This is a genomic window from Micromonospora sp. NPDC048830 (assembly GCF_043198215.1).
GTDB lineage: Bacteria > Actinomycetota > Actinomycetes > Mycobacteriales > Micromonosporaceae > Micromonospora.
The window spans coordinates 1-25,640 of sequence record NZ_JBICUP010000041.1 but is presented as its reverse complement, the minus strand read 5'-3'; the positions used below and the strand labels follow the sequence as shown (position 1 = coordinate 25,640).

The following is a 25,640-nucleotide window of genomic DNA, read 5'->3' as shown; positions in this document are numbered from 1 at the left end:
ACGGCATGCGCTCGACCCAGCGAACCGACGGATCACCCCCGGTGCCGGGCCCGTCGGACAAGGTGGCACGGGTGGTCGACGCGGTGCACGGCCTGCCGGGGCGACCGCTGCCGGGAGCGCAGGCCGAGGCCCTGGCCCGGGCGCTGGGTGGGTGCCTGGAGGCCGCCACGGTCACCATCGCGCTGTGGCTGCCCCTGCCGGCGGGCCACGACGCGGACCCGGCGGCCGAACACACCGTGCAGGAGTACTGGTGGACCGCTGCCGGCGCCGAGGCGGCGGCACCCGGAACCGGGGCGGCGCCGGTCCGGCTGTGCGACGGCGAGCAGGTCCTGGCCGACCTCGTGATCGAGCCGCCGGCGGCGGCCGAGCGGCTGCGCCAGTGGCCCGAGCTGCACACGGTGACCCGCCTGCTGGTCAGCGACATCCAGGCCCAGCTGATCACCGGCGATGCCGAGAGGCTGATCGGCCAGACTGACCTGCTGCTGGCCGACGCCCGGCTGCGGGCCGCGGGCGAGATGGAGCACCAGCGGTACCAACTGGAGCGCGACCTGCACGACGGCGCCCAGCACCACATGGTCGCGTTGCAGATGTCGCTGGCCATGGTGGAGTATCAGCTGGGCGCCGGCAACGCCGTCGAGGCGGGCCGGCACCTCGACCGGCTGCGGGAGATGCTGGCCAGCACCGAGGAGGTGCTGCACACCACCGCGACCGGCCTGCTGGCACCGTTGGCCGACCACGGTCTGGTGACCGCGTTGGCCGCCCGGCTGGGCACGCTCGACACGGTCACCCTGGACATCGATGCGCAACTGACCGACCGTCGGTACCCGCCCGAGGTGGAGACCGCCGTCTACCTGGCCTGCCTGGAGGCGGTCAGCAACGCGCACAAGCACGCCCCGGGTGCCGCGGTCACGCTGACGCTACGCGCCTCCTGCCGGGGCCTGAGCTTCGAGGTGGCCGACACCGGGCCGGGCTTCGACACCGGCGGGCGGATGCCGCTGCGCCAGCTCGCCGCCCGTCTGGCCTCGGTCGACGGCACGCTGACGGTACGGTCGAGCCCGAACACCGGTACCCTGGTCAGCGGGTTCGTGGCGAGCTGAGCCGTCCCGCCGGTACCGCCGGGCCCCCCGCCCGTGCGTGCCTCGCGCCGGTCACCCGACGCCGTCGGTGAGCAGCCGCTCGCACGTCCGTACCAGCAGCGCGCACGCACCGCGCCCGGCCGGTCCCGAGTCCGGCGCCATGGACTGGGTCCGCCAGAACACCAGCGCCCTGCTCGCGGCCTGGGCCACCTGCCCCGAGCCGGCGTCGTCGGCCAGGCCGAGCCGGGACCGCGAGTCCGGGCCGTGCGCACCGAGCAGGCGCAGCGCCTCGTCCTGCCCGCGCGGCAGCCGGATCCGCCGGCCCTGCAACGCCTGCAACAGGTCCAGTTCGGCCACCTCGTACGCGCCCGCGACGGCCGCCTCCACCGCCCGGGCGAACTGGCCGTCCAGCTGCCCCGCGATCAGGCAGGCCGCCAGTGCGCGCAGCGCCCACCGGGCGGCCAGTACCGCCGCCCAGGCGCGTACCCGGGCGCGCAGGACCACCTCGATCGCGCTACCGCCGCCCGGGGCCGCACGCCAGTCCACGGTCGCGTCGCACATCGACCTCAGCTGCTGCTGTGATCCGGCCGTCGCGGCGGTACCCTCGCGCAGCGCGCAGATCGTCACCGGGGGGAAACCGTCCCCGCCCGGCGAGCGCAGGACGACCAGGAACTCCAACTCCGCCGCGCTGACCGGCCCGGACAGCACCAGCAGGACCGCGTCCGGGGGCCCGTCGGCAGTACCCGACCAGTGGCGCAGCCGGGCCGCGAGGTCGGCGTCGACCCGGTCGCGGTGGTGCAGCAGCCGCAGCCCGCGCAGCGCGTCCACGGGACCCTCCACCAGGATGCGGTCCGCCCCGGCCGCTGCGCCCGGCCACGCGGCGCCGGACCGGTCGGGCAACCGGATCGGCCGCCACGGGGGCGCCCCGGGAGCCGGGTCCAGCGTGACCCTCGGGTATGGCTGGTACTGGTAACCGGTCGGCGGGGCCGCCCCGGCCGATGGATCCCATCGGGCGGTACCGGCCGGCTCGTACAGCACCGACATCAGCTCAGGTGCCGAGGAACCGACCACCACCACCCGGCTCCGACCGTCCTGCCGCTCGACCGCGACCCGCAACGGCTGGCTGTCCGCGGGCGCATCCCGGCTGGTCACGAGCAGGGTCAGCAGCCGGCGCGCGGTAACACCGGCCGTCAGCTCGGGTGCGGCTGCGGTGGCCTCGCCCGGCGGCGGCCCGGCCGGCTCCGGCGCGGCGGTACGCGCGGGCTCCGGCCCGTCGCCGCCGAGCCGCTCCGGCAGCAGGATGTCCACCACGGTCGGCGCGCCCCGACCGGCCCGTTCCACCCGCAGCCGGCCGCCCAGCGCGGCCAGCCGCCGGGAGTCGTCCCGCAGCGCCGCGGCGACCCGGGCCGGGTCGGCGCCGGCCCGCTGCGCGCGGATCGTCAGCACACCGTCGGACCGGCCCAGTTCCAGGTGCACCGGCTGCTCGCCGCCGCTGGCGCCCAGCGCCGCCGCCGCGGACGCACCGGCCTGGTACAGCCCGGACTCGACCTCCCAGCCCTGTCGCCGGCCCAGTTCCCCGCGGAGGACCACCGGCACCGGCAGCGCCGCCGTGACCTCCTCCAGCGCCGCGCGCACGCCGGTACTGCGCAGCACCTGCGGGTACACCCCGCGGACAACGGCCCGAAACTGCTCGATCATCTCGCCCAGCCCGGCCCGGATGCCGCCGGCGATCGCCGTGGCCTGCGGTGAGCCGGCGCGCAGCGCCCGCTCCAGGTCCGCGGTGCGGTCCAGGATCGCCCGCAGCTGCCGGCCAGGCGTCGCGGTGACCGCGGTGGCGAGCCGGTCGCGCTCCACCGCCTGCACCGTGAGCAGCTCGAGCTGGGTCGCGCTGACCCGCCGTACCGCCCGGTCGACCCGGGCCTGCACGGCGGTGCACGCCGCGCGGTGGCCCGCCTGCCGCAGCAGCAGGCCGACGCAGACCGCTGTCTCGCCCAGCGGCGCCGCCGCGGCCAGCGGGTACCGGGGGTTCTCCGGGTATGCCAGCACCAGCACCCCGTACCGGGCGCCGCTTGCGGTCACGTCCGCGGTCGCGACCACCCCGGCCGTGCCGAGCAGCAGGTCCGGGTCGGCTATCGGGTCCGGCAGCGCACCCAGCATCCAGCGCCGGGATCGCCACGTGATCTCGGCTGTCCATGATGAAGCACCGGTGCCGGGTGGCGTCTCCTCCGGCAGCCACAGCCCCGCGTAGCGCACCGCGTGGGCCCGGGCGAGCTCGCGCAGCAGCGTACGCAGGATCGGCCGGTATCCGCCCAGCGGGTCCCGCGGCCCGGCCGGAGCGGGCAGCGCACCCGAGGACATCAGCCGGGCCAGGGCGGTGAACGGCCCGGTCGGGCGGGGTGGGCGCTCCGGCTCGCTGTCCGTGTTCCGGGGCACGGTGCTAGCCCGCCATCTGGTTCGAGCGCATGTACGCGAGCACCGCCAGGACCCGCCGGTGGTGCGCTGCCGACTCGGCCGGCAGGTTCAGCTTGGTGAAAATGCTCGCGATCCGCTTCTCGACCGTTTTCACCGACAGGAACAACTCCGTCGCGATCGCGGAATTCGACCGCCCCTCCGCCATCAGTCGCAGCACGGCACGTTCCTGGTCGGTGAGATCGGCCAGCACGCTGCGTACCGGGGGGCTCGGCCGGTCCACCAGGTTGGCGGCCAGCGCCGGCTCGATCACGATCTCACCGGCGGCGATGCGCACCAGCGTGTCGGCGAGCACGGCCACCCCGGCCACCTGGTCCTTGAGCCGGTACCCGATCCGCTCGGTGCCGATCTCCAGCAGCCGGAACAGGTAGTGCGCCTCGGCGTGCTGGGACAGCAGCAGCAGCCCGACGTCGGGGTGTTCCGCCCGGACGCGCTGGGCGGTCTGCAGTCCGCCGTCCGCGCCTGGCGGCATTCGAATGTCCATGATGGCCACGTCGACGGGGGTACGGGCCAGCAACTCGAGCAGTCGGTCGCCGTCCTCGACGCAGCCGACCACCTGGTGGCCCGCGGCGGACAGCAGCAGTTGCAGCCCCTCCCGGAACAGCGCGCCGTCGTCGGCAACCGCAACGTCCATGGCTCGTCTCCCGATGTCAATAACCACGATCTTGTGACCCCGAATACTGCGGCGTATCGTGATGGCGCCGTTAACCAGCTACAACGTTGTTGCATGGTAACGGCGGCGGGCTCGGCGAGGGGACTCTGGTTATGTATGGGGTGGGTATTGACCTGGGTACCAGCTTCACCGCCGCAGCGACCGCCTCCGCCTGGGCCCTGGACATGGTGCCGCTGGCCGGGCAGGCGATCGTCACCCCATCCGTCGCCTACCTCGACGAGCAGGGCGAACTGCTGACCGGTGAGGCAGCCGACCGCCTCGGCCTGCAGAACCCCGGCCGGGCGGCACGGGAGTTCAAACGCCGCCTCGGTGACCCCACCCCCGTGATCCTCGACGGGGCCCCGTACTCCCCCACCGCCCTGATGGCCGCCCAGCTCCGCTCCGTCGTCGACACCGTCAGCCAGACCCAGGGCGCCCCACCCGACCGGATCGTGCTGACCCACCCCGCCGTGTGGGGCCCCTACCGGCGCGAGCAGTTCGCCGCCATCCCACACCTGGCCGGCCTACCCCGCCCACAGACCGAGCCCGGATCGGCGGCCAGGCCGGACGGCGGCCCGAGCGTCATCACCATCACCGAACCGGTCGCCGCGGCCACCTACTACTGCTCCACCCAGCCACTACCCCCCGACGGCCTGCTGGCCGTCTACGACCTCGGCGGAGGCACCTTCGACAGCGCCGTGGTCCGCAACGGCCGCGACGGACTGGAGATCATCGGCACCCCCGAAGGCATCGAATGGCTCGGCGGCGCCGACTTCGACCAAGCGATCATGGACCACGTCGACCGCCAACTCGGCGGCGCGATCACCGCGCTCGACCCCACCGACCCCGGCACCGCCGCGATCCTGGCCGCCGTGCAACGCGACTGCAGGCTCGCCAAAGAAGCGCTGTCCACCCGCGAGAAGGCGGACATCACCGTGCCGCTGCCCGGCTCGATCCGGTACGTGACCGTGACCCGGGAAGCGTTCGAGCAGATGATCACACCACCCGTGGAAACCACCATGGAAACCTTCCGGCGGACCCTCACCGCCGCCGGTGTCACCCTGCAGGACCTCACCGCCGTGCTCCTGGTCGGCGGCTCCTCCCAGATCCCCCTGGTCACCCGGCTACTACGCGACACACTACGGCGACCGATCATGACCAACACCCACCCGAAACACGCCGTCGCGCTCGGCGCCGCCATGCTCAGCTCCGACACCCACACCGCACGCGGCGTCCCAGCACCCCGACGCCCCGCACCCGACACGCCGACCACCACGACAGTCCGCACCAGCGCTCCACCCACGGCGACCAAACATGACAGCGGCGCGCCCGCCGCCGCAGCAGCCCCAGCCGCCGCAGCCGCAGCCGCAGCCATCGGCGCGCCGGCCCCCAAGGCGAAGCGCGGCGCGAAGCAACGGGCGCAGCCGCCGGCCAAGCCGACACAACCGGTCAGCGGCCCTACCGCAGACCCCCGCCCGGCGGCCGTGCCGCCCCCGGCGCGGCGGCGGTGGTCACGGCTCGCGAACGCGCGCGTCGTCGTCGCGCTGGTCGCGGTCATCGGCCTGCTGGGCGTAGCGCTCGTGTTCGGGACCGACGCCCCGAGCGACCGGCCCGAGGTGTCCAGCGCGCCGACCGAAACCGACGTCTCGAGCGACCGGCCGCAGGCGTCCAGCGCGACGTCCGGGGCCAACTTCCCGAGCGGTCGGCCGATGCTCGAACTGGAGGACGTCCAGGTACAGAAACCGTCGAAGCTGTCTAGGGTCCGCCCCGCGGTGGTAGGTGCCAAGCATTTCGTCGACCGGCCGCCCGTCTTCACCAGCCTTCCCGACCCGCTCATCGGAGCAGTGCTGATCCCCGGCGCCAGCAACGACAAGCGACTGACCTCCCCGGCGGACTACCTGGTGTTCGATGTCGCACGCGACGCCACCGTGTACGCCGCCTTCGACAGACGCGGAGCACCGGAGGTGGACAACTGGTGGCCGGCGTGGCTGAACCAGCAGGGCTTCAAGCGCACTGACATGATCATCCCGACCAACGACAAGGACCAGCGCCACTTCGTCGTGTTCGCCAAAGAGGTGCCGGCGGGACGCGTCACGCTCGGACCGAACGCGGCGACAAGCGTGTACTCCACCGGCTACATCACGCTCGTAGCCGCTGATGAATGATGGTTTCGTGACAAGATGATCGTTCCGGCACTCCGTCATGGAACGGCTGATCCAGCACAGAGGTTGATCGCGGTGGCGCCGATGCGTAGCAGCCCGCCAGGCGTGGTTTGCAGGTAGCGGTGCAGGCCGGGTTTGGTGGAGATCACCTCGCGTAGCTCGGCGTGTCTGGTCGGGTTGAGCTTGTCCGAGCCGTCGATCTTGTCGGCGAGTCGGGGTCAGCCGTTTCACGCAGGCGGCGTCGCGTTGGGCGGCTGCGGGGTTGACGCAGATCACGAACCGGTCGTCGGTGCCGATGTTGACCTCTTTGACCTGCGGTTTCACTCCCGCGAGCCGACCATACCGACGCGAATCACGGAACGTGGGTCTCGGGACTGAAATGAACTGACCCACGGACCGGGGCCTGGCCGTGTTGGGAGTATGAGGGCACTCCAGATCACGAAGCCGTGGCGCGTTCCGGTTCACCGACAGCAGGCATGGCCGGCAGATTCGGTCGCTGATTCGCGAGGCGTGCGGCAGCCGCCCAATGACCTTCACCCAGTCGACGGTCAGCCGCCACTGCCCGACCTGTTGGAGGTACCGGTGCCGGACGCGATGAGGGACTTCCTGGTCGCGTGGACGCCCGAGCAGCTCGCCACCCGGGCGGACGAGGCGATCGATGTCCTTGCCGAGGCGACAGGCTACGGCCCGGCGATGCGGGAAGGCAGCCGTCGGCAGCTGGTCGAGCACCTGACCATGCCCGGGTTCCGAGCGGTGGCCATTCTGGGGCCGCTGGCCGACATCGTCGGGTTCGGCTACGGCTATCTGTGTCGGCCTGGCCAGCGGTGGCGGGACTGGGCGGCCGGTGCGATGCCGGTCGTCGCCGATCGCAGGCGGTGGCTCGACGACGCCTGCACCGTAACCGAGCTACAGGTCCGCCCGGCCTGCCAGGGCAGAGGGCTGGGTGAGGCAATGCTGCGCGGCATGCTGTCATCGGCCGGGACGCGGACGGCAGTGCTGTCGACGGCGGAGACGGCCGAGGCGCGGTCGCGGGCGTGGCGGCTGTATCGGCGGATGGGATTCCGTGACGTGCGCCGCGGGCTGCGCTGTCCCGGCGATCCGCGGGCGTTCGCCATCCTCGGCCGCGATCTGCCGTGACGGGACGGTTCGGTGGGGTCACGGCGGATCGCGGTACGTGGCCGGCGGCGAGGAGATAGCGCAATGCCGAGGTACCGGACCGTGCTGCTCGCCGAAGCTCTGTTCGCGTCGGCGCTACAGCCGTCGCAGCATCCCGATCGCCAGCAGGTGCGCCGGGCGATCGCTGGCGAGCTCGTGCATCGCCGGGTCTCCGGCCGCGTACGCGAGGTCGCGTACGAGTTCGGTGAGCATCCGGAAGAAGCCGCAGAGCGCATGCGGTGGGCGCTGCGGACGGTTGCCGACTGCGGTGACTGGGGCTATGCCCGGCTGGCGGTGCTCCGCGGCCGTGGACCGCGCCGCCGATCATCGACAGAAACCTTTCATATCAACTTCGCCACGGATTGATCCATGCACGCCCTGCGGTACGTGCACACAGGGACGCGAAGGGGCGCGGCGGCGCGCCGAGATGCCGGACCCCGAAACAATCCCTTCCATCAGTGGAGTGACTGACGTGAACAGATCCCTTCGAAGGCTGCTCGCCCTGGCGGGCGGCATGCTGCTCGGCATGCTCGCGGCGCTGGTGGCGGCGAGCCCCGCTGCAGCGCATCACACCCGGGTCAGCGGGGCCGCGGTGTGCCAGCCGGACGGCAGCTATGAGATCACCTGGCAGGTAAACAACGGCAGTTGGGAGAACAGATACGCTCAGATCACCAAGCTCGTCGCGCGACCGCAGCAGCCGATCGACGGCATCAAGGTGGGCAGCGCGATCAGCGCCGAGACCGACGGCAACGGTCCGAAAGGTGTCGTAACCGGTGTGCAGCGGGTGCCGGGCACGACGACGAGTGCCACCCTGACGGTGTCGGCGACCTGGTTCGAGCGCAACGGCGACCGCACCGGCATCTCCAGCACCGACTCCGGCACCGCCGTAGGCCTCAGGGGGACGTGCAGGGAGACACCGCAATGCGTCGGCATGGCACAGGCCACATACAAACATACGTTCGACGGTGCGAAGGGCCGGGCGACGATCGAGCTCGCCGGTGACCTGCCCCTGTGCAAGGATCAGAAGCAGGAGTTCCTCCTTGTCTCCTACTTCGCGCCGAGCGCCAAGGCGAGTTGGCCGCAATACGCGCACGACCACCACGTCGCAGCGATCGACGCCAAGCACCGTAAGGTCGAGCTGAAGGTCGACGTGCCGAAGTGCTACACCCAAGTCGACCTCGTCTGGGGCGGCAAGAACGAGCTGATCACGCCGATGGTGGCGAAGGGCAAGCGCTACGGCGACAAGAAGCTGGGCAGCAAGGGCAAGCCCGGCAACCGCTCCGCCGGCCCGCTCGGCGCCTACAACGGCGGCGCCGTGTCCTGCGCACAGCCGAAGGCCACCTTCGTGCCGGCCTGCGACGGGTCGGTCACCGTCCATCTCAGCGGCGGCCACTATCCGGTGAAGTTCCGGGTCACCGCGACCGGTGTGGACCGTGCCGTCGAGGTGCCCGCGGGAAAGTCGGTGAAGTTGCAGCTGCCGGCGGGCACGGGCCCGATCGTCGTAGCCGAGCGGGGCAAGGAAGTGGCTCGTTATCTCTGGTCGCGGCCGTCGACCTGCGGGCTGCCCACGATGTCCACCGAGTCGACCTGCACCGAGCTGAAGGTGACCATCACCCATCCGGGTCAGGGGATGCCGCCGATGGAGGCGGTCGCCAGCTATGGAACGCAGGACAGGAAGGTCACGACCTCCGACGGGGGATCGGAGACGGTCGTCTTCGCCGCCGGACGAAAGCGCGTCGTCAGCGTGGTGTTTCCCGGCTACGACTACAAGCTGATCGGTGAGTACGAGGACCCGGGCACCTGCGAGAAGCTGCCGACGACAGGTGCGATGACCGCCCGGATCGGCCTCATCGGAGTCCTGATGGTCGCCTTCGGGGCGGCCCTGGTCATCTTCGTTCGCCGCAGAAGGGCGTCGACGGACGGGCGCTAGTCAGCGCGCGCGCAGTGCGTCTCCACCACGTTCGCCAGGTGGCCGGTGGTGGTTGCGGATCCTCGCCTTGGGAGCGAGCGCCCCACCGACAACTGGAGAGGTGAACCTCCGCGCGGACCAACTGTTCCTTGAGCCGCCCGTGGTGGGCGGCGGAGGCCACGTCGGGACTGGCCGGCACCGGGGTAGGTGCCGGCCAGTCCCGACGGTGCGCGATGACCGGCCTCCCCCATCCGTAGTTCCTACGATGACCGCACCCGAGCCGAGGGCCAAGAACACAACGCCCGCCGCGCAGTCACCGCCGCCGGGGCCTGGGTGATGCGGCCGTTCACGCTGATGTCGTCCACACCAGGCCGACGAGGCGGTCGCGGGCGTCCACAGCGATCTGTTCGAGCTGGGCGGACACCGCCGCATCGCCTGCGGATCGCCGTGACCCGCCCGCTCCGCCAACGACCAGCAGGTCTTGCGTTCCACGCCCGACAGCAGTCCTGCCACGAACCGCGCCACCGCCCGTGGCTCCGTCCGCCCGAACCGGTCCGCGTCCATCCCGGGCAACGCGGGTCCACCCAGGCTAGTGCCCGCTGCTCCAAAACGGTACCGAACGGATCGGACTTGGATGTGGCGGCCGCATCCGTACGCGAGTGATCTTCCGTTGTGGTGTTGGGTGTGTCAGGCTGACTCACGTTGACCAGCGGAGCGAGGAGTGGGCGTGCGATGACGGTGGCTCTGACCGGACACAGGCGGGGTTGCTCTCCTCAATGCGGGTTTCTTTGCGGATGGCCTGGCACCAGACTCGGTGCACACGGTGCTACATCATGAGCGCGCGGGGTGATTCCCGGATCCGATGTCCGCGAACCTGTCCGCTGAGGACGGCCGGATACCGATACCGCCGATGATCATGCCCGTGGTGATTATCGTGCAGCGATGGAAAAGGGCTGTCGGACCGTGATGCGGTGGACGGGCTCACTTCCGGTGTCCGCCGAAAGTACGCCGCGGGCGGCCTGAGCTCTGACTATCCGGGGTTCGTCTATGCCGTGTTGACCGATTGCCGGACGCGGTTGGCCGCCTCGTCGGATCCGGAGCGGGTCTCCGGTCGGACGACGGAGGTGGGGTAAGGCCGGGCCCGGATCCGAAGATCATCACCGCGACCGAGGTGAGCCCGGGCAACCAGGGTTATGCGGTCACCAGGCAACAGGCCATCGAGTGTGCGGCCAGGATCTCATCACGCGATCGGAGAACTCGCCATGCAACCCAGATCTTCCCAGAGTGGCCGTCCCAGGAGCTTTCGCGAGTACCTGAGCCGTCTGGACGAGCTCGGAGACCTTCGGCGGATCGATTGGGAGGTAGACACCGCGTTCGAAATCGGCGCAATCACACGTCACAGCAGTGAGGTGTGCGCCCCGGTTCCGCTGTTCACCAATATTCGTGGACACAGTGGCTATCGCGTGGTCGGGGCACCTCTCGCCTACAGTTCCTCCGCCGAAGCCCGGATGGCCCGGGTAGCGATCGCACTGGGGCTGGCTCCGACGACCCCTGGCGGACGGATCGTCGAAGAACTCGCCGCGGCGATGCACCGCGAGCCCATCGCCCCAGTTGTCGTGGAGGACGCGCCGTGCCATGAGAAAGTGCTGGTCGGCGACGCGGCGGATCTGATGAGCCTGCCGACTCCGCTGTTACATGTCGGAGACGGCGGCCGCTATATCAACACAATAGGTATCTTCGTAGTCGCCAGCCCGGACCGAAAATGGACGAACTGGTCGATCGCCCGAGCGATGCTGATCGACGGCAAACGGATGACCGGCATCGTCAGTGCCAGCCAGCACAACAACGTGATCCGCCAGATGTGGCAGCAACGCGGTGAACCGATGCCGTTCGCGCTCGTTCAGGGCCCCGAGCCAAGCGCATTGTTCGTCGGCGGCATGCCCCTGCCCGACGGGGTGAACGAAGCAGGCTTTCTCGGTGGACTGTTCGGCGAGCCGATGGAGACCGTGCGCTGCAAGACTGTGGACCTTGAGGTCCCGGCATCGGCTGAGCTGGTCATCGAGGGCTACTTGGCCGACGACGAGACGTGGCTCGAGGGGCCTACCGGCGAATACCACGGCTACCTACCCACCGTCCGCAAACACCGTCCCGTGTACCACGTTACCGCGATCACCCATCGGGCGGAGCCGATCATCCCGGTCGTCTGCGCGGGCAAACCGGTCGACGAGGACCATACGATCTGCGGCCCCGGGATCGCAGCTGTCCTGCTGGAGGAGTTGCGTCGCGCCGACCTGCCAGTCATTTCGGCCTGGGTCGTCCCAGAAAGCGCCTGCACCCTGCTGGCCGTCTGCGTCTCTCCGGACTGGGCGCAGCTTACGGGGTTGACCTCGGCCGACCTCGCGCGCCGCATCCTTGATGTCTGTAAAGCTCCCGACGCCGCTCACGCTGGCTGGTGGATCAACAGGCTGATGGTCGTCAACCACGACATCGACCCCACCGATATGCGCGACCTGCTTTGGGCCTGGTCGACCCGGTGCCATCCGGTCACCGGCCGGGAGACCGTCATGGACCAGCGGATCCCGGCGGGCGTCGTGTTCTACTCGGAGGCAGAACGTAGCGCGGCACGCGGTCCGGTCGAAGTGTTGGACTGCCTGCTGCCCATCGGACAGAACGTGCCGCGCAGCACCGCCTTTTCCGTCAACTTCCCGGCTGACCTGCAGCGACGGGTGCTAACCAGGCTGAACCACGACCAGCCGACCGGGCGCTTTCAGGCTGATCTTGCAGCTCGGTACGGGTCCGGCGAGCCCGGAGATCAATGAGGGCGAGGCTCCAGGTGAGACACAAGCAGACCAAAATCTGCGAGGGCCCCGACCGGGAGCCTCGCCCGTGCCTCCCTCCACGATCTCGCTGTCCAGCCGGCCCCTGAACCGCTTAACCGCCGGTGCTGCGGCGCATCCGGCAACTGGCGTACGCGATCCTGGACGGCACGCTGCTGCCGATGGACCACGTGGAGACCAGAAGCCGTACCACTCCGGCAAACACAAGAGGCATGGCCGCGTGGTGGGGGGCCTGAGCATGCCGGCCGTGGCCGGCGCCGGTCGACTCGTGTGGGCCTCACCGGCGGGCCTGCGCCGCGCCACCGCAATCGTGTAGACCATTTTCACCCTGCACCGCGTCGAAGCGAACCGCCACGCAGGATGGAACTTCCCCAGTATGAGTAGTTATGATCTGGGGGCGGAGCTCCGAACCGGAGTGTTCCCGGCTTCGGCAGGCCAGTAGCGGGTGCCGCGCGCGATCTCGAGAACCGACAGGATGGCGTCACGCAGCGCCGGGGTAACCGCGATGGCACACCGTGATTGTGTTGAGTGTGGGCTCCCATCGGCATCCATAACGACCGCGCCTGCCTCTCGCGCGATGACGGCGCCAGCGGCGGTGTCCCACGTTCCGTTCCAGATGCTGATGCTGGCATCGAGGGAACCTTCTGCGACGAAGGCCAGTTCGACGGCTGTGGAGCCTAACCGGCGCAGCCCCTGGGCGCGCGTGGTCAACTCGCGATCCAGTTCCCGGCACAGCAGATCATCGATTCCCGGTTGGGGCCCGCCGTAATCGGTGAGAGCGACCAACGCCTTGGACAGGTCGGCCGTTTTGGAAACTTGTATGCGGGCACCGTCGCGATAGGCGCCGCCGGCGTGCGTGGCCCAGTACCGACGCCCGAGGAACGGGACTGCGATCACGCCGAGAATCGGGGAACCGTCGTGCACCAGGCCAAGCGAGATCGAGCTCAGCGGCAAGCCATGGCTGAAGTTGGTGGTGCCGTCGATGGGGTCGAGCACCCAGTAGGTATTGGGGTCACCCACCGCGCCGGTCTCCTCACCGAGGAAGCCGACCGTTGTGTCGACCTGGGACAATGCGGCGCGGACGAGGCACTCGACGGCGACGTCGGCATCCGTGACGATCTCGTGGGCGTCCTTCTGTCGGACGCCGGTGACGGGATTCGTCAGCACATAGTCGACGGCCTTGTCGATAACGTCGTGCGCGACCGGCAGCAGCGCATCAGGGTCAGGCATTGACATGAACTCCGCCATCCACTTCAGCCTTAACTGCCGCTTCTTGTCGTCCCGCGTGGGAAGCGCCGCTCACTCGCCGCCGCCTGATGCGCCGATCTCGATCATCCGCTGCACCGAGGCCCGTGCCCGTACCGCGATATTATGATCAACTTTGACTTCGTCGGTGCCTTCGCGTAACGACCGCAGCAGAGCAGCCGGCGTGATCATCTTCATGAACCGGCATGACGCACGGTCGTTCACCGCGCGGAACTCGATGGCTGGGGCGGCCTTGCGTAGTTGGTGCAGCATGCCGACCTCTGTAGCGACCAGCACAGTGCCGGTGCCGGCCGTACGCGCTGCCTCGACCATGCCGCTGGTGGACAGGATATGGACCTTCTCCCGCGGCACCACGCCCTCTCCGGCGAGGTACAACGCCGATGTCGCGCATCCACACTCCGGATGGATGTACAGGTCGGCAGCCGGGTGCGCAGCCGCACGCGCGGCGAGTTCCGGACCGTTGATGCCGGCATGGACGTGACACTCACCGGCCCAGACGTGCAAGTTTGCCCGGCCCGTCTCCCGTTTGACGTGAGCGCCGAGGAATTGATCCGGGCAGAACAGCACCTCCCGATCCGGTGGAATGGAAGCGACCACATCCACTGCATTGGACGACGTGCAGCAGATGTCGGTCTCGGCCTTCACGGCAGCGGTGGTGTTCACATAAGACACGACAGCCGCCCCGGGGTGCTCGCGTTTCCACGCACGCAGTTGGTCGGCGGTGATCGAGTCGGCCAGCGAGCATCCCGCGCCTGCGTCGGGGATGAGCACCGTCTTTTCCGGTGCCAAGATCTTGGCGGTCTCGGCCATGAAATGCACACCACAGAAGACGATGGTGGCTGCATCGCTCGTAGCCGCGATCCGCGACAGGGCAAGGGAGTCGCCGACGTAATCGGCCACGTCCTGGATTGCTGGCAGCTGGTAGTTGTGTGCCAGTAGCACCGCGTCACGTTCACGCGTCAAGGCGCGGATCTCCTCCGCCCAGGCACTGTCGGGCTCCAGCCGCCCGGATGGTGAGTTGTCCTGCGGTGCGACACCCATCGGGTCCTCCTCAGACGGAGCACTCCGCAGTGGAGGGCTCAACGCTCGCGGATATCTGTTCTCTCTGGGCGGCTTCAGATGCATGCCAATGGCTCAAGTGCAGGCATATCCGGACAATTGGGCGCGTTTGGCCCTTCCGTCGCCCCCCCACGTCACTGCTGGCCAGTCGATCATGCGGTCCCGCCGGCTGTCAATCATGCTGGTGCCAGAGAAATGGTGCCCACGCCGCTCGCGAGGCGCCCGTGCGCAACGTTCTGACTCTTTTGGCAAGCTCCTGTCCCGCTTTGTCGTCCTGATCTGCATTCTGCGCAAGCCAGGTGACCATCTCAATCTCGAGAGCGTTCGCCAGCAGACCATATCCAGGCCAGTCGAGCACATCGAAGCCGTAGCTTTCCGCGAATTCCCGATACTCGCCGGCCGAGTGCCATCCGAGCCGGTCGTAGTACACGGCAGCGGGCACGAGATCCAACTCGCGCGGCCCCACCGCCACGGTGTCCAGATCGCCCAGCACCGGCCTGCCACGGCGGTCCCGGAAGACGTTGCACACATTTGCGTCGCCGTGGACGACGCCGGGCCGGAGTGAGAACTCCAGCCGTGCGTACCTGGCCGCCAGACGGTCCAGCAGATCGCTGATAAACAGCTTGTCCTCGTCGGCCAGCACCGTCGCGTTTGCGAGACAGCAACGCGCTCGGCGAAACGGGTCCGCGCGCGGCAATGCGATGTCGGCGGGCGGCTCCAGGGCGTGCAACTGCCGAAGGAGCGACGCCAACTCTGCCGGGGTGCCGTAGCTGATCTCGTCTCCCACCGATTCCCACAGCGTCACGAAATGGTCGCCGACGCGCAGTGGCTGAGCTATCTCGAGCGGACGAACCGCGGGAACCGACGACCCTGCCAGCCACCTGGCGACCTTGATCTCCCGCTCGGCCTCAGCGGCGCGGGCGTCCCCCCGCCCGACTCGCGCCACGACAGTTCGCGACGAGAGCCAGAACACCGCGTTCTCACCGAGACGGATCAGTTCTCCGCCGGAGGGGCTCACGTGAATCGTTGAACATGCTTCGCGCAGAATCAGCCATGCGCGCTCTGCGTCGAAGTAATCGCTGGGAACCTGCGCCATGGGCCATCCTTTGTCGGTCCGCGACGCGTTCGCGGTTTCGCCGCTGCACAAGCCCATCGCGATACACGACGGCAACGCTCAGGACTGTAACGACGGTGACCGAACACGCGCGTTTGGTCAGTACGCCCAGACACGATAAGGCAGGCGCCAAATGGGCAGAACCCCGGTGGCGTGCGTTGACCGGCCGATATGTGGCGCCCAGCGAGCGGGCCTTCCGCCGGGCTCTGACCAAATTCTCACTACAAGATCAACGCGCAGAGTCCGCGTCTGATCACCTATCGTGTATGCTCGACGTCCCTCGGGAATCGGGCGGCTACGTCTCCGGCCTGCTGCGCACGAACCAGCGGGCCCTGGGCACTCGCAACGGGCACTTGCCTCCTCAACCATCACCAACCCCGGACATAAAGAAACAAGCCCGGCACTCTATTCGAATGGGCAGATATAGACACGCGAGGGCCAGGTGTCTCGTCGCATTGTCCGGCTACGTCACGGAATCGGCAAGCAGACTTCTGCCGATCTTTAGGTATCTAGGCTGGCAAGCCATCACCAAATCGGACGGAAAGAAATGCATCGGGCCCTTACAAGTGGCAACTGGCGCCGACAGTGAGGCCTCGCGAGGGGGCGGCCGCGACATTGCTTGACGGCCACACAGGCACTAGGTACCTTGTGCGCCCAAGGATGGGAGTTTCATGTGTAACAGCAGCCTCGAAACCAACCGCGGTGCAATATGTCCAACACACCTGGAAAAGATGGCGCGACTCTTCCGGGCGCCTATCATCGCGTCACTGTCTACGACGAGTCCGCTCGGGCAGCCGCAGTCCAGTCCGTTGTGGGTCAAATTCGACGATGGAGAGGTCCTGTTCTCCACGGCGGCGAACCGGCTGAAAGTCCGCTACCTGTTGATTAACCCCCGGGTCAGCATTCTGGCGTGGGATCCGGATGTCCCGGGTAGCTACATCGAAGTACGCGGGACTGCCTCGATGTCGTCCGAGGGTGCGATGGAACTGATCGACGAACTGTCGCTCGCTTACCGCGGCACACACTGGACCCCCCAGCCGGACGAGACGCGAGTCCTGGTCCGCATAACCCCGACGAAGACCTTTTCACGGGCCTGAGGTCCGCTCCACAGAGCAACGCCATCGCGCTACGAGGAGGGCTCGTGCGGCGTACGGTCCAAGCAGTGCTGTTCGATGTCGACGACACTCTCATCGACTACGCAAGTGCGGAGTACGACGGGATCGTCAGCTACCTCCGCTCTCTTGGCGTAGAGGGCGATCTCGATGCGGCGGCGGCCAGGTTCGGGGAGCTACAAGCGTTCCACTTCAACCGATTCCTCGCCGGCCGGATCGACTACGTGGGGCAGGCGCGCGCGCTCGCAGTGGACATGATGGCCTGGATGAAAGCGCCCTCCTCGGTGCGCGATCCATACCGCTGGTTCCTGGGCTATCGTGAGCGTTACGAGGCGTCGCTGCGGCTTTTCCCCGATGTCCTCGACGGGCTCGCCTCGTTAGGCAACGTGCCCCTGGGAATTGTGACCAACAGCGACACCGCCTTCTCCCGGGTCAAGCTCCAGCGGGTCGGCCTGCTCTCCCGGTTCAAGTGTGTTGTCGGCGTCGACACGGCGGGAGCGTCGAAACCGCACCCCCGAATCTTCCACACGGGCTGCGCGGCATTGGGATACCCACCGGCGGTAACCGCATACGTGGGCGACAACAAGCTTGGAGACGCGGCGGCCGCCGACACAGCCGGTCTCCTTGGTGTGTGGGTCAACAGGTCCGGCGCCGGTGAAGACGGTGTGACCGACCTCCGGCAGCTTGCTGCGGTTCTGAAACTAGCGGAAGTTGCCCCCAATCCATGATCGACTTTTGTCCTTCCGCTGCCTGACCCGGCTGACCGGCACCACCACGATCGCGCAAGCCCTACGCCACAACAGCCGAGACCCTTACCGGCCACTACACCTACTCAGAAGCGCCTAAAAACGGCCATATGGCAACCTTGCCGGAGCCCTGCGGGTCTCAATGAGACAGCGAGGTATCACCGCATCTACTCCTCTGCTCCAGTCGCGCGCCGGCCCACTCCGCCGTGCGCGGCCGGGGCTTCACCGGGCCAGCCAGCCGCCAACCACCTCCGCCTGTGATGATCCGGTTACACCCGAGGCGTTCCCGGACGCGATGGATGACCACGCTCACCGCGGCGATCGTGGCGGGCCGGTCGTGCGGTGGCAACGACGACCAGATCCAACTCCTGCTGCGCGGCGCTCCCCGCGCCTCGACGAGTAACCGCAGCACGGCGAACTCCTGCGGGCCGAGCCGGATGGGCCGAGCCGGCCCGTCGAGGACGTACCGATGCTCGACATCGAGTCGCAGGCCGCCGAACGCCAGCACGTCGGTGCCGTCGACCGGTTCCGGCGCGATCGGGTCCCGCATCCACCAGCCGTCCGCCCCGGTGAGAATGCGTGCGGCACCGATCTTCTTACGGATGTTGGCGATCACCACGCCGATCTGGGCAGCCGTTGGCGGCCGGTACCCTCGCGGCATGGCGGCCCAGATCGCCTCCCGACTGAGGGGTGTTCCCCGCGCCGTGATGAGGACGGCCAGCACGGCGACCTGCTGGCCACTGAGCATGACCGCCCTCGACTCGGCGTGCAGTCGGACCATGCCGGTGGACGTCTGCAACTCCACCCCGGCGTAGCACAGTGGGACATCCAGCACCGGTATGGACAGGTGCCGACCGGTGTTGGTCCGTGGGCGCCGTCCTTGACGGCACTGCGAGATTGCCAACAGCGCAGCGCCTGCCGCCGGAGAGGCATTCCCAGCCGGGAGCCAGCCGGCCGACCAGCCGACCACGGCTTGATCAACCATCATCAAGAACCTCCCCATCTGGCTGACCGGCGGCCACTACCCCAGCCGGCCAGCCCGAACCTCAGTCCGTACTTCTGAACCAGGCCCTTGGGCGGCGGGATGCCCGGTGCCGCGGTGAGGGTCCGCACATGTCCGTAGCTACCGAGGCGCGCCCTCGTTGCCGTCCTGCCACAGGGCTGTGGCGGTGGAGGAGCCGACGGCGGCGGCCGGGACGGCCTTTTCCCCGGCCCATGCCGCTTCCGTGGGCACGCCACAGGCGAACGTCCAGGCTGCTTCCTGACTGCCGGGAGGTCGTCGGAGGTGTGGCGTGGGCGCCGGACATCTCCGGTCAGGCCGGCGATCCGACCGGCTGGCACGCCGCTCGGACGGTGCCCGGGGTGGGGTCGGCGAAGCCCGACCCCACCCCGGTCCCGGTCCCGGACCCAGACCCGGCCCCGGTTCCGGGCGTCGGGATGCGCGCCCCCCTCTGCGTCGTGCCAGGCGCGCACCCCATGATCCATTTCTCGCTACTTTCCTGACCCGGCGAGGACGCCCTGCACGAAGTAGCGCTGGAAGGCGAAGAAGACCACCAGCGGCACGAGCATGGACAGGAACGCGCCGGGACCGATCGTGTCGAGGTTGGACGAGAACGACCGCATCTGCTCCCGCAGGGCATAGGTGATCGGGGCGTTGTCGGAGGTGGCGAAGACGAGCGAGACCAGCAGGTCGTTCCAGACCCACAGGAACTGGAAGATGGCCAGCGAGGCGATGGCCGGCCAGCCGATCGGCAGCACCACACGGGCGAAGATGAGCACCTCCCGGGCACCGTCCATGCGGGCCGCCTCAAGCATGTCGCGCGGGATGTTCAGGAAGAAGTTCCGCAACAGGAAGATCGCGAACGGCAACCCGAAGGCCACGTGGAAGGCGACCACCGCCGAGATCTCGCCGTAGATGCCGAGGACCCGGAAGATCCGCGCGTCCGGCACGATCGCCACCTGGACCGGCACGACGATCAACGCAACGACCAGCACGAACAGCCAGTCCCGGCCGGGGAAGTCCAACCAGGCCAGGGCGTACGCGCCGAGTGCGCCGAGCAGCACCACGAGCAGGGTCGACGGTACGGTGATCAGTACCGTGTTCCACAGCGACTCGACGATCCGCTCGTTCTGCAGCACCTGAGCGTAGTTGTCGAGGGTCAGTTGGGCCGGTGCGGTGAAGACCGTCCACCAGCCGGTGGCGCTGTTGTCGGCGCTGCTACGCAGGCTCGCCACGGCCAGGCCGAAGGTCGGCAGTAGCCAGAAGGCGCCGATCAGGACCACCAGCAGCCGCAGCAGCGCCTTGCCGAACCGCATCATGAACCGGGTCCAGGGCCCCGGTCGCGGCCGGCCGCCCCGCGCGGTACCGGCGGGTACCAGTTCCAGCACCGTGTCGGTGGTGGCGTGGCTCATCAGCTATTCCTCCTCAGGCGCCGGATGTTGAACAGCATCGCGGGGAGCACCAGGGCGAACAGCAGGACCGCGAGGGCGCTGCCGAGCCCGTAGTCCAGGCCGCCGCCGAAGGAGACCCGGTACATTTCCAGGGCGACCACGGTCGCGTCGTTCTGGGACGCCTCGGGTGCGAGCACGTAGACCAGGTCGAAGATCTTCAGGACGTTGATGGTCAGGGTGACCAGCACGACGACGAGCACGGGCCGGACCAGCGGCACGGTCACGTGCCGGAAGGTCTGCCACTCGTTCGCGCCGTCCATCCGGGCCGCTTCGAGTGCCTCCCGGGGCAGGGCGGCCAGACCGGCCGACACCAGCACCATGGCGAAGCCGGCCCAGATCCAGATGTACACCCCGATGACCGCGGGAGTGATGAACGAAGGCCCGAGCCAGGTGACGCCGTTGAACGGCTCGGTGAAGTTGTCGGCGGGCAGCCGGATGACGTACGGGCCGGAGGCGAGGTCGGGGAACGCGAACCGTCCGGCGGCGTCGGTCCGGGCGGTGGCGACCACCGTGCCCCCGTCGGTCACCGCCTCGACGGTCATCTGGGGCAACCCCACCTCGCCGGCGTCGACGATCCCCGCCTGGCCGCCGCCGCCGCGGGTGAAGTCGAGCCACACCACCCCCTGCAGTCCGGGGCCGCCGGCGGGTGCCGTGGCCGGCTTGGCGTCGGTCGGGATCCGGTCCGGCGGCAGACCCACGAGGGCGAGGCGGACGGGTTCGCCCGGGTTCACCGGCCCTCTGGACTGGAAGCCACCGTCCGTCGGCACCAGTTCGCCCTGCTCCCGAGCGTCGACGCCGTAGTAACGCGACGGTGACACGAAGGCGTCGTGCACCGACACGACGGCCGCGTTGAGCACACCGCGGTCGGGGTTCTCGTCGTAGACCAGCCGGAAGGTGACGCCGGCGGCCAGGAACGAGATGGCCATCGGCATGAACAGGACCGCCTTGAGCACGGCCGCCCGGCGCAGCCGCTCGGTCAACACCGCGAAGATCAGCCCGAGGGTGGTGGCGACGGCAGGCGCCACGATCACCCAGACGAGGTTGTTCAGGATGGCTCGCCGGGTGTTCGACGAGGTGAACATCGCGACGTAGTTGTCGAAGCCGACGAACTTCGATCCGTCACCGCTGCGGAAGCTGAGCCACAGCGTGTAGACGATGGGATAGCAGACCAGTACCAGCAGCAGCACCAGGGCGGGGCCGAGGAAGAGCGCGGCCATCAGGCGGGCCTCCCGCGACCGTCGGCGGGCCGCGGTCTCGGCGGTGGTCCCTGGGCCACCGGGGGCGTCCCGGTGGCCCGGGCCACCGGCGGCGCGCAACGGGCCGCCGGGGCCGTCGGCCACGCTCGCCCGGCCGGTGGTTGTCTGGGCAGGGAGCGGACGGATGCCCTGGGCCGGGTCGGGCGTGATCGTCATCAGTTGCCTCCGAAGTCCTTCTTCGCGGCGGCCTCAAGCTGCTGGGCCAATGCCTCCGGGGCGATGGGCTTGGCGAGGAAGTCCTGCAGCAGCACCCAGAGGTGGGCGCTGGTCCCACCGCCGAACGTCTGCGGCGTGAGGTCCGACAGGTCGAAGCGCAGCGATTCGGCCTTCACCACCGCCTCGGCGAGTTCCCGGGTCGTGTCGTCCGGGTACGTCGCGATGTCCAGTCCCGAGTTCGCCGAGATGAACCCGCCCTTGGCCGCCATGATCTTCGCCGCCTCGGGCGAGGCGAGGAAGGCCATCAGTGCGTTCGCCTCCGGCGTGTCCTTGAAGGCGACCGCCTGGTCGCCCGCCGTCACCACCGCCGGCTTCGAGCCGTCGACCGACGGCCAGTTGAAGAACTTCGCCGACTCGCCGACCTTCAACTCGCCCAGTTTGTTGATCTCCGAGGCGACGAAGTCGCCCTCGAACAGCATCGCCCCCTTCGGCGACTTGCCGAACACGTCGGCGATCGCCTGGGTGAAGGCGGTCTGCGTCGGACTGCCGGCCAGGAAGCGCGGCGTACGCCAGTAGTCGGCCAGCAGGGTCAGCGTCTTGACCACGCTCGGGTCGGTCCAGGGGATCTCGTGCTTGGCCAGCTTGTCGTACATTTCCGGGCCGGCGACCCGGAGGTAGGTGTTCTCGAACCAGTCGGTCAGCACCCACCCGTCGCCACCGGCGGCGACCATGGGCGTCACCCCGGAGTCGGCGAGCGCGGTGGACACGGTCTTGAGCTCGTCCCAGGTCTTCGGCGGCTGCACACCGGCGTCGGTGAAGCTGTCGACCCGGTACCAGATCACCGACTTGTTGGCCACCTTGAAGTAGACGCCGTAGAGCTGCCCGTTCACGGTGCCCAGTTCCTGCCAGGCAGAGCTGTAGTTGGCCTTGATCGCGGCGGCGGCGTCACCGGTCAGCGGCTTGATCGCGCCTCGCTTGACGAACTCGGCCACCACCCCGGGCTGCGAGATCAACGCGACGTCCGGCGGCGAACCCCCGGCGATCCGGCTGTTGAGCAGCACCGGCAGATCGTTGCCGCCGGAGGTGTACTTCACCGTCGCGCCGGTCTTCGCGGCGAAGGCATCCAGCAGAGCCTGGAAGTTCGCCTGCTCGGTGCCGGACCAGGTGGCCGCCACCTCGACCGTCTTGCCGGCGAGGTTCGCGTCCGGCGAGCTGGACGCCGGGCCGGCATCGCTACCGCACCCTGCGGCGGTGGCGAGGACCGCCGTCGCCACGGCGAGCGGTACCCATCGTCGTATCATGGACCCTCCTGAATCTGGTCTGCGGATCGGGACTGGACCGGGGCGGGCGACGAGCCGCCGCTCGCCCCGTGTTCGGAGTCGACCGCGGTTGAGTGGCAGCTCAGCCGCGGTCGACGGGCAGACGCCGACCCAGGTTCCGGATCGGCGGTCGGACCGCCTAATCCGTCCCTTGTGGTCGGTGCTAATCAATCACATCGCATTAACCGATCGGTGATTGCGCCGAGTCTTCAACACCACCGCGTTTCCCGGAAGTCACCTGGGTGTTACGTGACGGGACCGACGAACACCTCACAAGATCAACTTGCGAAAATCCGGCCCGACTCACCGGTAACCATCCGGCAACCCGGCTTGAGCTGGCAAAACATCGTCCACATCGACGCGCGGTCCCAAATTCCGGTAGCACCGACCGGTGAACGAACCGTCGCGGTGTTGAGATTGGGCATCACTGCTGTATCTGCGCTGTTACCGCGACACTTCTACCTGACGAAAACGTCCCACCGGGTGAGCCGAGCGACGTCCGGAACCGTTCAACCTGTGAGGTAGGCCCGATGTGACAGGAGGACAGCGTGGAGAACCTGGCGGGGTACACGGTCGCCGTCCTGTCGGAGCGGCGTCGACACGACCTCGCCACCCTGCTGGAAGCCACCTCGGCACGGACGATCAACGTCCAGGCGGTCCGCTCGGTGGCCCAACCGGTGGCGGAGACCGTCGCCGTCGCCACCCGTAGCTGCGTGACGAGACCGGTGCACGAGGTCATCGTGTCGTCGGGCCTGGGCCTGCGGGCCTGGCTGCGCGTGGTCCGGCAGACCGGCCATCTCGACGCGCTCATCGACCGGCTGACGCACGCCCGCCTGCTGGCCCGCGACGGGCACGCCGCCGACACGCTGCGTGACCTCGGCCTGAGCCAGATATGGGCAACCACGTCCACGACCACCGAGGACCTGTTCCGCTATCTCCTCGCCCAGCCGATGATCGGCCGCCGGGTGGTGGCGCAGATCGAGTCGGAGCCACACCGGGAGTACTGCGAGGCCCTACGCCGCAACGGGGCGACCGTTGTCGAGGTCGTCACCAACCGGTTTCTCCCGCCGCTGCGGAGCGACGTCCTGCGCCGGCTGTGCGGAGTCATCATCCGGCGGCAGGTCGACGCCGTCGCGCTGACCGGGGCGACCGCCACCGAGAACCTGTTGCGCCAGGCCGAGGCCGACGGCGTGCTCGGCGAGGTGCTCAACGCGCTGACCGCCGACATCGTGCCGGCCTGCCTGGGCCACCTGGCGGCGGAGCCGCTCCGGGCGTTCGGCCTCAGCGCGTACGTGGCGAACAGTCCCGCCCTGCCCGACCTGGTCAAGGTCCTGGCGGACCAGCTTCCGGGACGGTCGCTCCAGCTCGACGTGCAGGGCCACCGGATGGAGATCCGCAGCCAGGCGATGGTGATCGGCCACCAGGTGATTCCGGTCCAGCCCGGCCCGATCTCGGTGTTACGGGCGCTGGCCCGCCGTCCGGGCCGGGTGCTGTCCCCGGCCGAGATCCGGGCAGCCACGCCGAGCTGGGCCGACGTCGACGACCACGCCGTCGAGATGGCGGTGTCGCGGCTGCGGCGGACCTTCGACGACACACCGCTGGACGGCGTCGACCTGATCCAGACCGTGATGAAGCGCGGCTACCGGTTGGCGGCCTGACCCAGCCACGCGAACCGGCCCGACACCTCGACCTGCGACAACTCACTCGGCGACCACGTCGGCGCCGGGCAGCGGCCCGGCCACCGGAACCGCCGACGGCTGTTCGCGCATGACGTAGAGGCCCCTCTCCACGTCATCGAGCAGGATGCCGTGTGGACCGTAGATGACCGCCGTGACGTCGTAGCGGTACTGGTGGAACGTCCGCTTCGCCTCCACGTTGCGCTCGTTGACCTCGCTCATCTCGGCCGCGTGGGCTTCGCCGCCCTCGCGACCGGCACCGAGGCCGTCGCCGTTCCAGCCGCGCTTCTTGATGCCGCCGGCGGGAGCGCCACCCTGCACGCCGAACGAGAACTCCCAGCCGGAGGACGAGTCGCCCTTGTTGATCGGGCCCGACTCGTTCTGCTGGTACCGCCGGGCCTTCTGCTCGAAGGCCAGCGGCCGGCCGTCCTTGTCGACGTAGATCTCCGCCCGCCGGATGTCCCAGCCCGAGAGTGATGCCGGCGCCCGGAACCTGGTAGCGGTGTTCGAGCAGCGGCTCGAGACGCGATCGCAGCATCATCTCGGACGCGTGGTGCGCCATCAGGCGGTCGAGATCGCTGCCCCGTGCACGCCCGGCACTCGCCAGGCGCCGTCGGCGCTCAGGTCCAGGCCCTGCCGCAGCCGCTGCGGTTGGGTGGTCGGCGCGCGCCGCTTCACCCTCGTCCGATCCGCGGTCAGGATGGCGCGGGAGGAGGCACGGCGTGTGACCTGGCAACCGGCAGCCGATGCACCCCCGGCAACCCGACCGCGGCGATGCGCTCCCGGTCCCTACGCCTGCGCATCCGCCCCACCAAACCATGACATCCCCCGCGCCGCCGACGGCACGCTGCCGCAGGGCTGGCTTATCGCCGAATGGCTAGCCGACGCCGCCGAGCCGGTCAGCAGCCCGACGTCGGGGTACATTGCGCGTACGCGCTGGGCGGTCTGCAGTCCGCCGTCCGCGCCTGGCGGCATCCGAATGTCCATGATGGCCACGTCGACTGGGGTACGGTCCAGCAAGTCCAGCACCGACGATCTTGTGACCCCGGATACTGCGGCGTATCGTGATGGCGCCGTTAACCAGCTACAACGTTGTTGCATGGTAACGGCCGCGGGCTCGGCGAGGGGAATCTGGTTATGTATGGGGTGGGTATTGACCTGGGTACCAGCTTCACCGCCGCAGCGACCGCCTCCGCCTGGGCCCTGGACATGGTGCCGCTGGCCG

20 protein-coding genes and 1 pseudogene are annotated in these 25,640 nt (G+C 69.0%); 10 read left to right on the top strand and 11 right to left on the bottom strand.

Translation table 11 applies throughout. From position 1 onward, the window contains the following. The first annotated feature begins 5 nt into the window (after positions 1-5). Positions 6-1,097, top strand: a complete 1,092-nt coding sequence (locus ACGFIZ_RS27215) for a sensor histidine kinase (protein ID WP_393423781.1) — start codon at positions 6-8, stop codon at positions 1,095-1,097. Positions 1,098-1,148: 51 nt separating this feature from the next. On the opposite strand, the gene ACGFIZ_RS27210 is transcribed toward ACGFIZ_RS27215, so the two are convergent. Both ACGFIZ_RS27210 and ACGFIZ_RS27205 read right to left on the bottom strand, forming a co-directional pair. After that, positions 1,149-3,509, bottom strand: coding sequence for a hypothetical protein (locus ACGFIZ_RS27210; RefSeq protein ID WP_393423778.1), 2,361 nt, complete (start codon positions 3,507-3,509; stop codon positions 1,149-1,151). 4 nt (positions 3,510-3,513) lie between these two features. Then, positions 3,514-4,179: a response regulator gene (locus tag ACGFIZ_RS27205; RefSeq protein ID WP_393423775.1), complete on the bottom strand. Its 666-nt coding sequence runs from the start codon at positions 4,177-4,179 to the stop codon at positions 3,514-3,516. An 86-nt stretch (positions 4,180-4,265) separates the two neighbouring features. On the opposite strand from ACGFIZ_RS27205, the gene ACGFIZ_RS27200 reads away from it, so the two are divergent. From ACGFIZ_RS27200 to ACGFIZ_RS27175, 6 genes and pseudogenes are all read left to right on the top strand, one after another. Next, on the top strand, positions 4,266-6,362 hold the full coding sequence (locus ACGFIZ_RS27200; protein WP_393423772.1) for an Hsp70 family protein: 2,097 nt from the start codon (positions 4,266-4,268) through the stop codon (positions 6,360-6,362). A 417-nt stretch (positions 6,363-6,779) separates the two neighbouring features. Continuing rightward, positions 6,780-7,496, top strand: coding sequence for a GNAT family N-acetyltransferase (locus ACGFIZ_RS27195; RefSeq protein ID WP_393423769.1), 717 nt, complete (start codon positions 6,780-6,782; stop codon positions 7,494-7,496). Between the two features lie 81 nt (positions 7,497-7,577). Further along, on the top strand, positions 7,578-7,880 hold the full coding sequence (locus ACGFIZ_RS27190; protein ID WP_393423766.1) for a hypothetical protein: 303 nt from the start codon (positions 7,578-7,580) through the stop codon (positions 7,878-7,880). Between the two features lie 148 nt (positions 7,881-8,028). Further along, positions 8,029-9,444, top strand: coding sequence for a cell wall anchor protein (locus ACGFIZ_RS27185; protein ID WP_393423763.1), 1,416 nt, complete (start codon positions 8,029-8,031; stop codon positions 9,442-9,444). Positions 9,445-10,685: 1,241 nt separating this feature from the next. Further along, on the top strand, positions 10,686-12,242 hold the full coding sequence (locus ACGFIZ_RS27180; RefSeq protein WP_393423760.1) for a UbiD family decarboxylase: 1,557 nt from the start codon (positions 10,686-10,688) through the stop codon (positions 12,240-12,242). Positions 12,243-12,367: 125 nt separating this feature from the next. Further along, a pseudogene (locus ACGFIZ_RS27175) lies at positions 12,368-12,546 on the top strand (IS5/IS1182 family transposase); the annotation flags it as partial. A 98-nt stretch (positions 12,547-12,644) separates the two neighbouring features. Here the strand turns inward: ACGFIZ_RS27175 and ACGFIZ_RS27170 are convergent. From ACGFIZ_RS27170 to ACGFIZ_RS27160, 3 genes are all read right to left on the bottom strand, one after another. After that, on the bottom strand, positions 12,645-13,508 hold the full coding sequence (locus tag ACGFIZ_RS27170; protein ID WP_393423757.1) for an inositol monophosphatase family protein: 864 nt from the start codon (positions 13,506-13,508) through the stop codon (positions 12,645-12,647). Positions 13,509-13,559: 51 nt separating this feature from the next. After that, the gene (nadA, locus tag ACGFIZ_RS27165; protein WP_393423754.1) at positions 13,560-14,567 is read right to left on the bottom strand and encodes a quinolinate synthase NadA; all 1,008 of its coding nucleotides are present in this window, start codon (positions 14,565-14,567) and stop codon (positions 13,560-13,562) included. 190 nt (positions 14,568-14,757) lie between these two features. Beyond that, on the bottom strand, positions 14,758-15,681 hold the full coding sequence (locus ACGFIZ_RS27160; protein ID WP_393423752.1) for a phosphotransferase enzyme family protein: 924 nt from the start codon (positions 15,679-15,681) through the stop codon (positions 14,758-14,760). 749 nt (positions 15,682-16,430) lie between these two features. On the opposite strand from ACGFIZ_RS27160, the gene ACGFIZ_RS27155 reads away from it, so the two are divergent. Next, complete coding sequence (locus ACGFIZ_RS27155; RefSeq protein ID WP_393423749.1) at positions 16,431-16,796, top strand: PPOX class F420-dependent oxidoreductase; 366 nt, start codon at positions 16,431-16,433, stop codon at positions 16,794-16,796. Between the two features lie 65 nt (positions 16,797-16,861). Beyond that, positions 16,862-17,539 (top strand): HAD family hydrolase, encoded by a 678-nt coding sequence (locus ACGFIZ_RS27150; RefSeq protein ID WP_393423746.1) that lies wholly within the window; start codon positions 16,862-16,864, stop codon positions 17,537-17,539. A 157-nt stretch (positions 17,540-17,696) separates the two neighbouring features. Here ACGFIZ_RS27150 and ACGFIZ_RS27145 read toward each other — a convergent pair whose 3' ends face one another. The 4 genes from ACGFIZ_RS27145 to ACGFIZ_RS27130 all read right to left on the bottom strand — a co-directional run bounded on the left by ACGFIZ_RS27145 (position 17,697) and on the right by ACGFIZ_RS27130 (position 22,721). After that, entirely contained in the window at positions 17,697-18,392 is a 696-nt protein-coding gene (locus tag ACGFIZ_RS27145) for a winged helix-turn-helix domain-containing protein (RefSeq protein WP_393423743.1), read from the bottom strand. A gap of 656 nt (positions 18,393-19,048) precedes the next feature. Next, entirely contained in the window at positions 19,049-19,969 is a 921-nt protein-coding gene (locus tag ACGFIZ_RS27140) for a carbohydrate ABC transporter permease (protein ID WP_393423740.1), read from the bottom strand. Next, entirely contained in the window at positions 19,969-21,420 is a 1,452-nt protein-coding gene (locus ACGFIZ_RS27135) for an ABC transporter permease subunit (RefSeq protein WP_393423737.1), read from the bottom strand. Before ACGFIZ_RS27135 ends, ACGFIZ_RS27140 begins: the two co-directional genes overlap by 1 nt. Continuing rightward, positions 21,420-22,721, bottom strand: coding sequence for an ABC transporter substrate-binding protein (locus ACGFIZ_RS27130; RefSeq protein WP_393423734.1), 1,302 nt, complete (start codon positions 22,719-22,721; stop codon positions 21,420-21,422). The genes ACGFIZ_RS27135 and ACGFIZ_RS27130 overlap by 1 nt, the downstream gene beginning before the upstream one ends. A gap of 566 nt (positions 22,722-23,287) precedes the next feature. On the opposite strand from ACGFIZ_RS27130, the gene ACGFIZ_RS27125 reads away from it, so the two are divergent. Next, positions 23,288-24,397: a uroporphyrinogen-III synthase gene (locus tag ACGFIZ_RS27125; protein WP_393423731.1), complete on the top strand. Its 1,110-nt coding sequence runs from the start codon at positions 23,288-23,290 to the stop codon at positions 24,395-24,397. 42 nt (positions 24,398-24,439) lie between these two features. On the opposite strand, the gene ACGFIZ_RS27120 is transcribed toward ACGFIZ_RS27125, so the two are convergent. Together ACGFIZ_RS27120 and ACGFIZ_RS27115 are read right to left on the bottom strand one after the other, a co-directional pair. Next, positions 24,440-24,736, bottom strand: coding sequence for a hypothetical protein (locus ACGFIZ_RS27120; RefSeq protein WP_393423728.1), 297 nt, complete (start codon positions 24,734-24,736; stop codon positions 24,440-24,442). A gap of 468 nt (positions 24,737-25,204) precedes the next feature. Then, a complete protein-coding gene (locus ACGFIZ_RS27115; protein WP_393423725.1) occupies positions 25,205-25,444 on the bottom strand; it encodes a hypothetical protein in 240 nt (79 codons plus the stop codon). Positions 25,445-25,640: the final 196 nt, after the last annotated feature.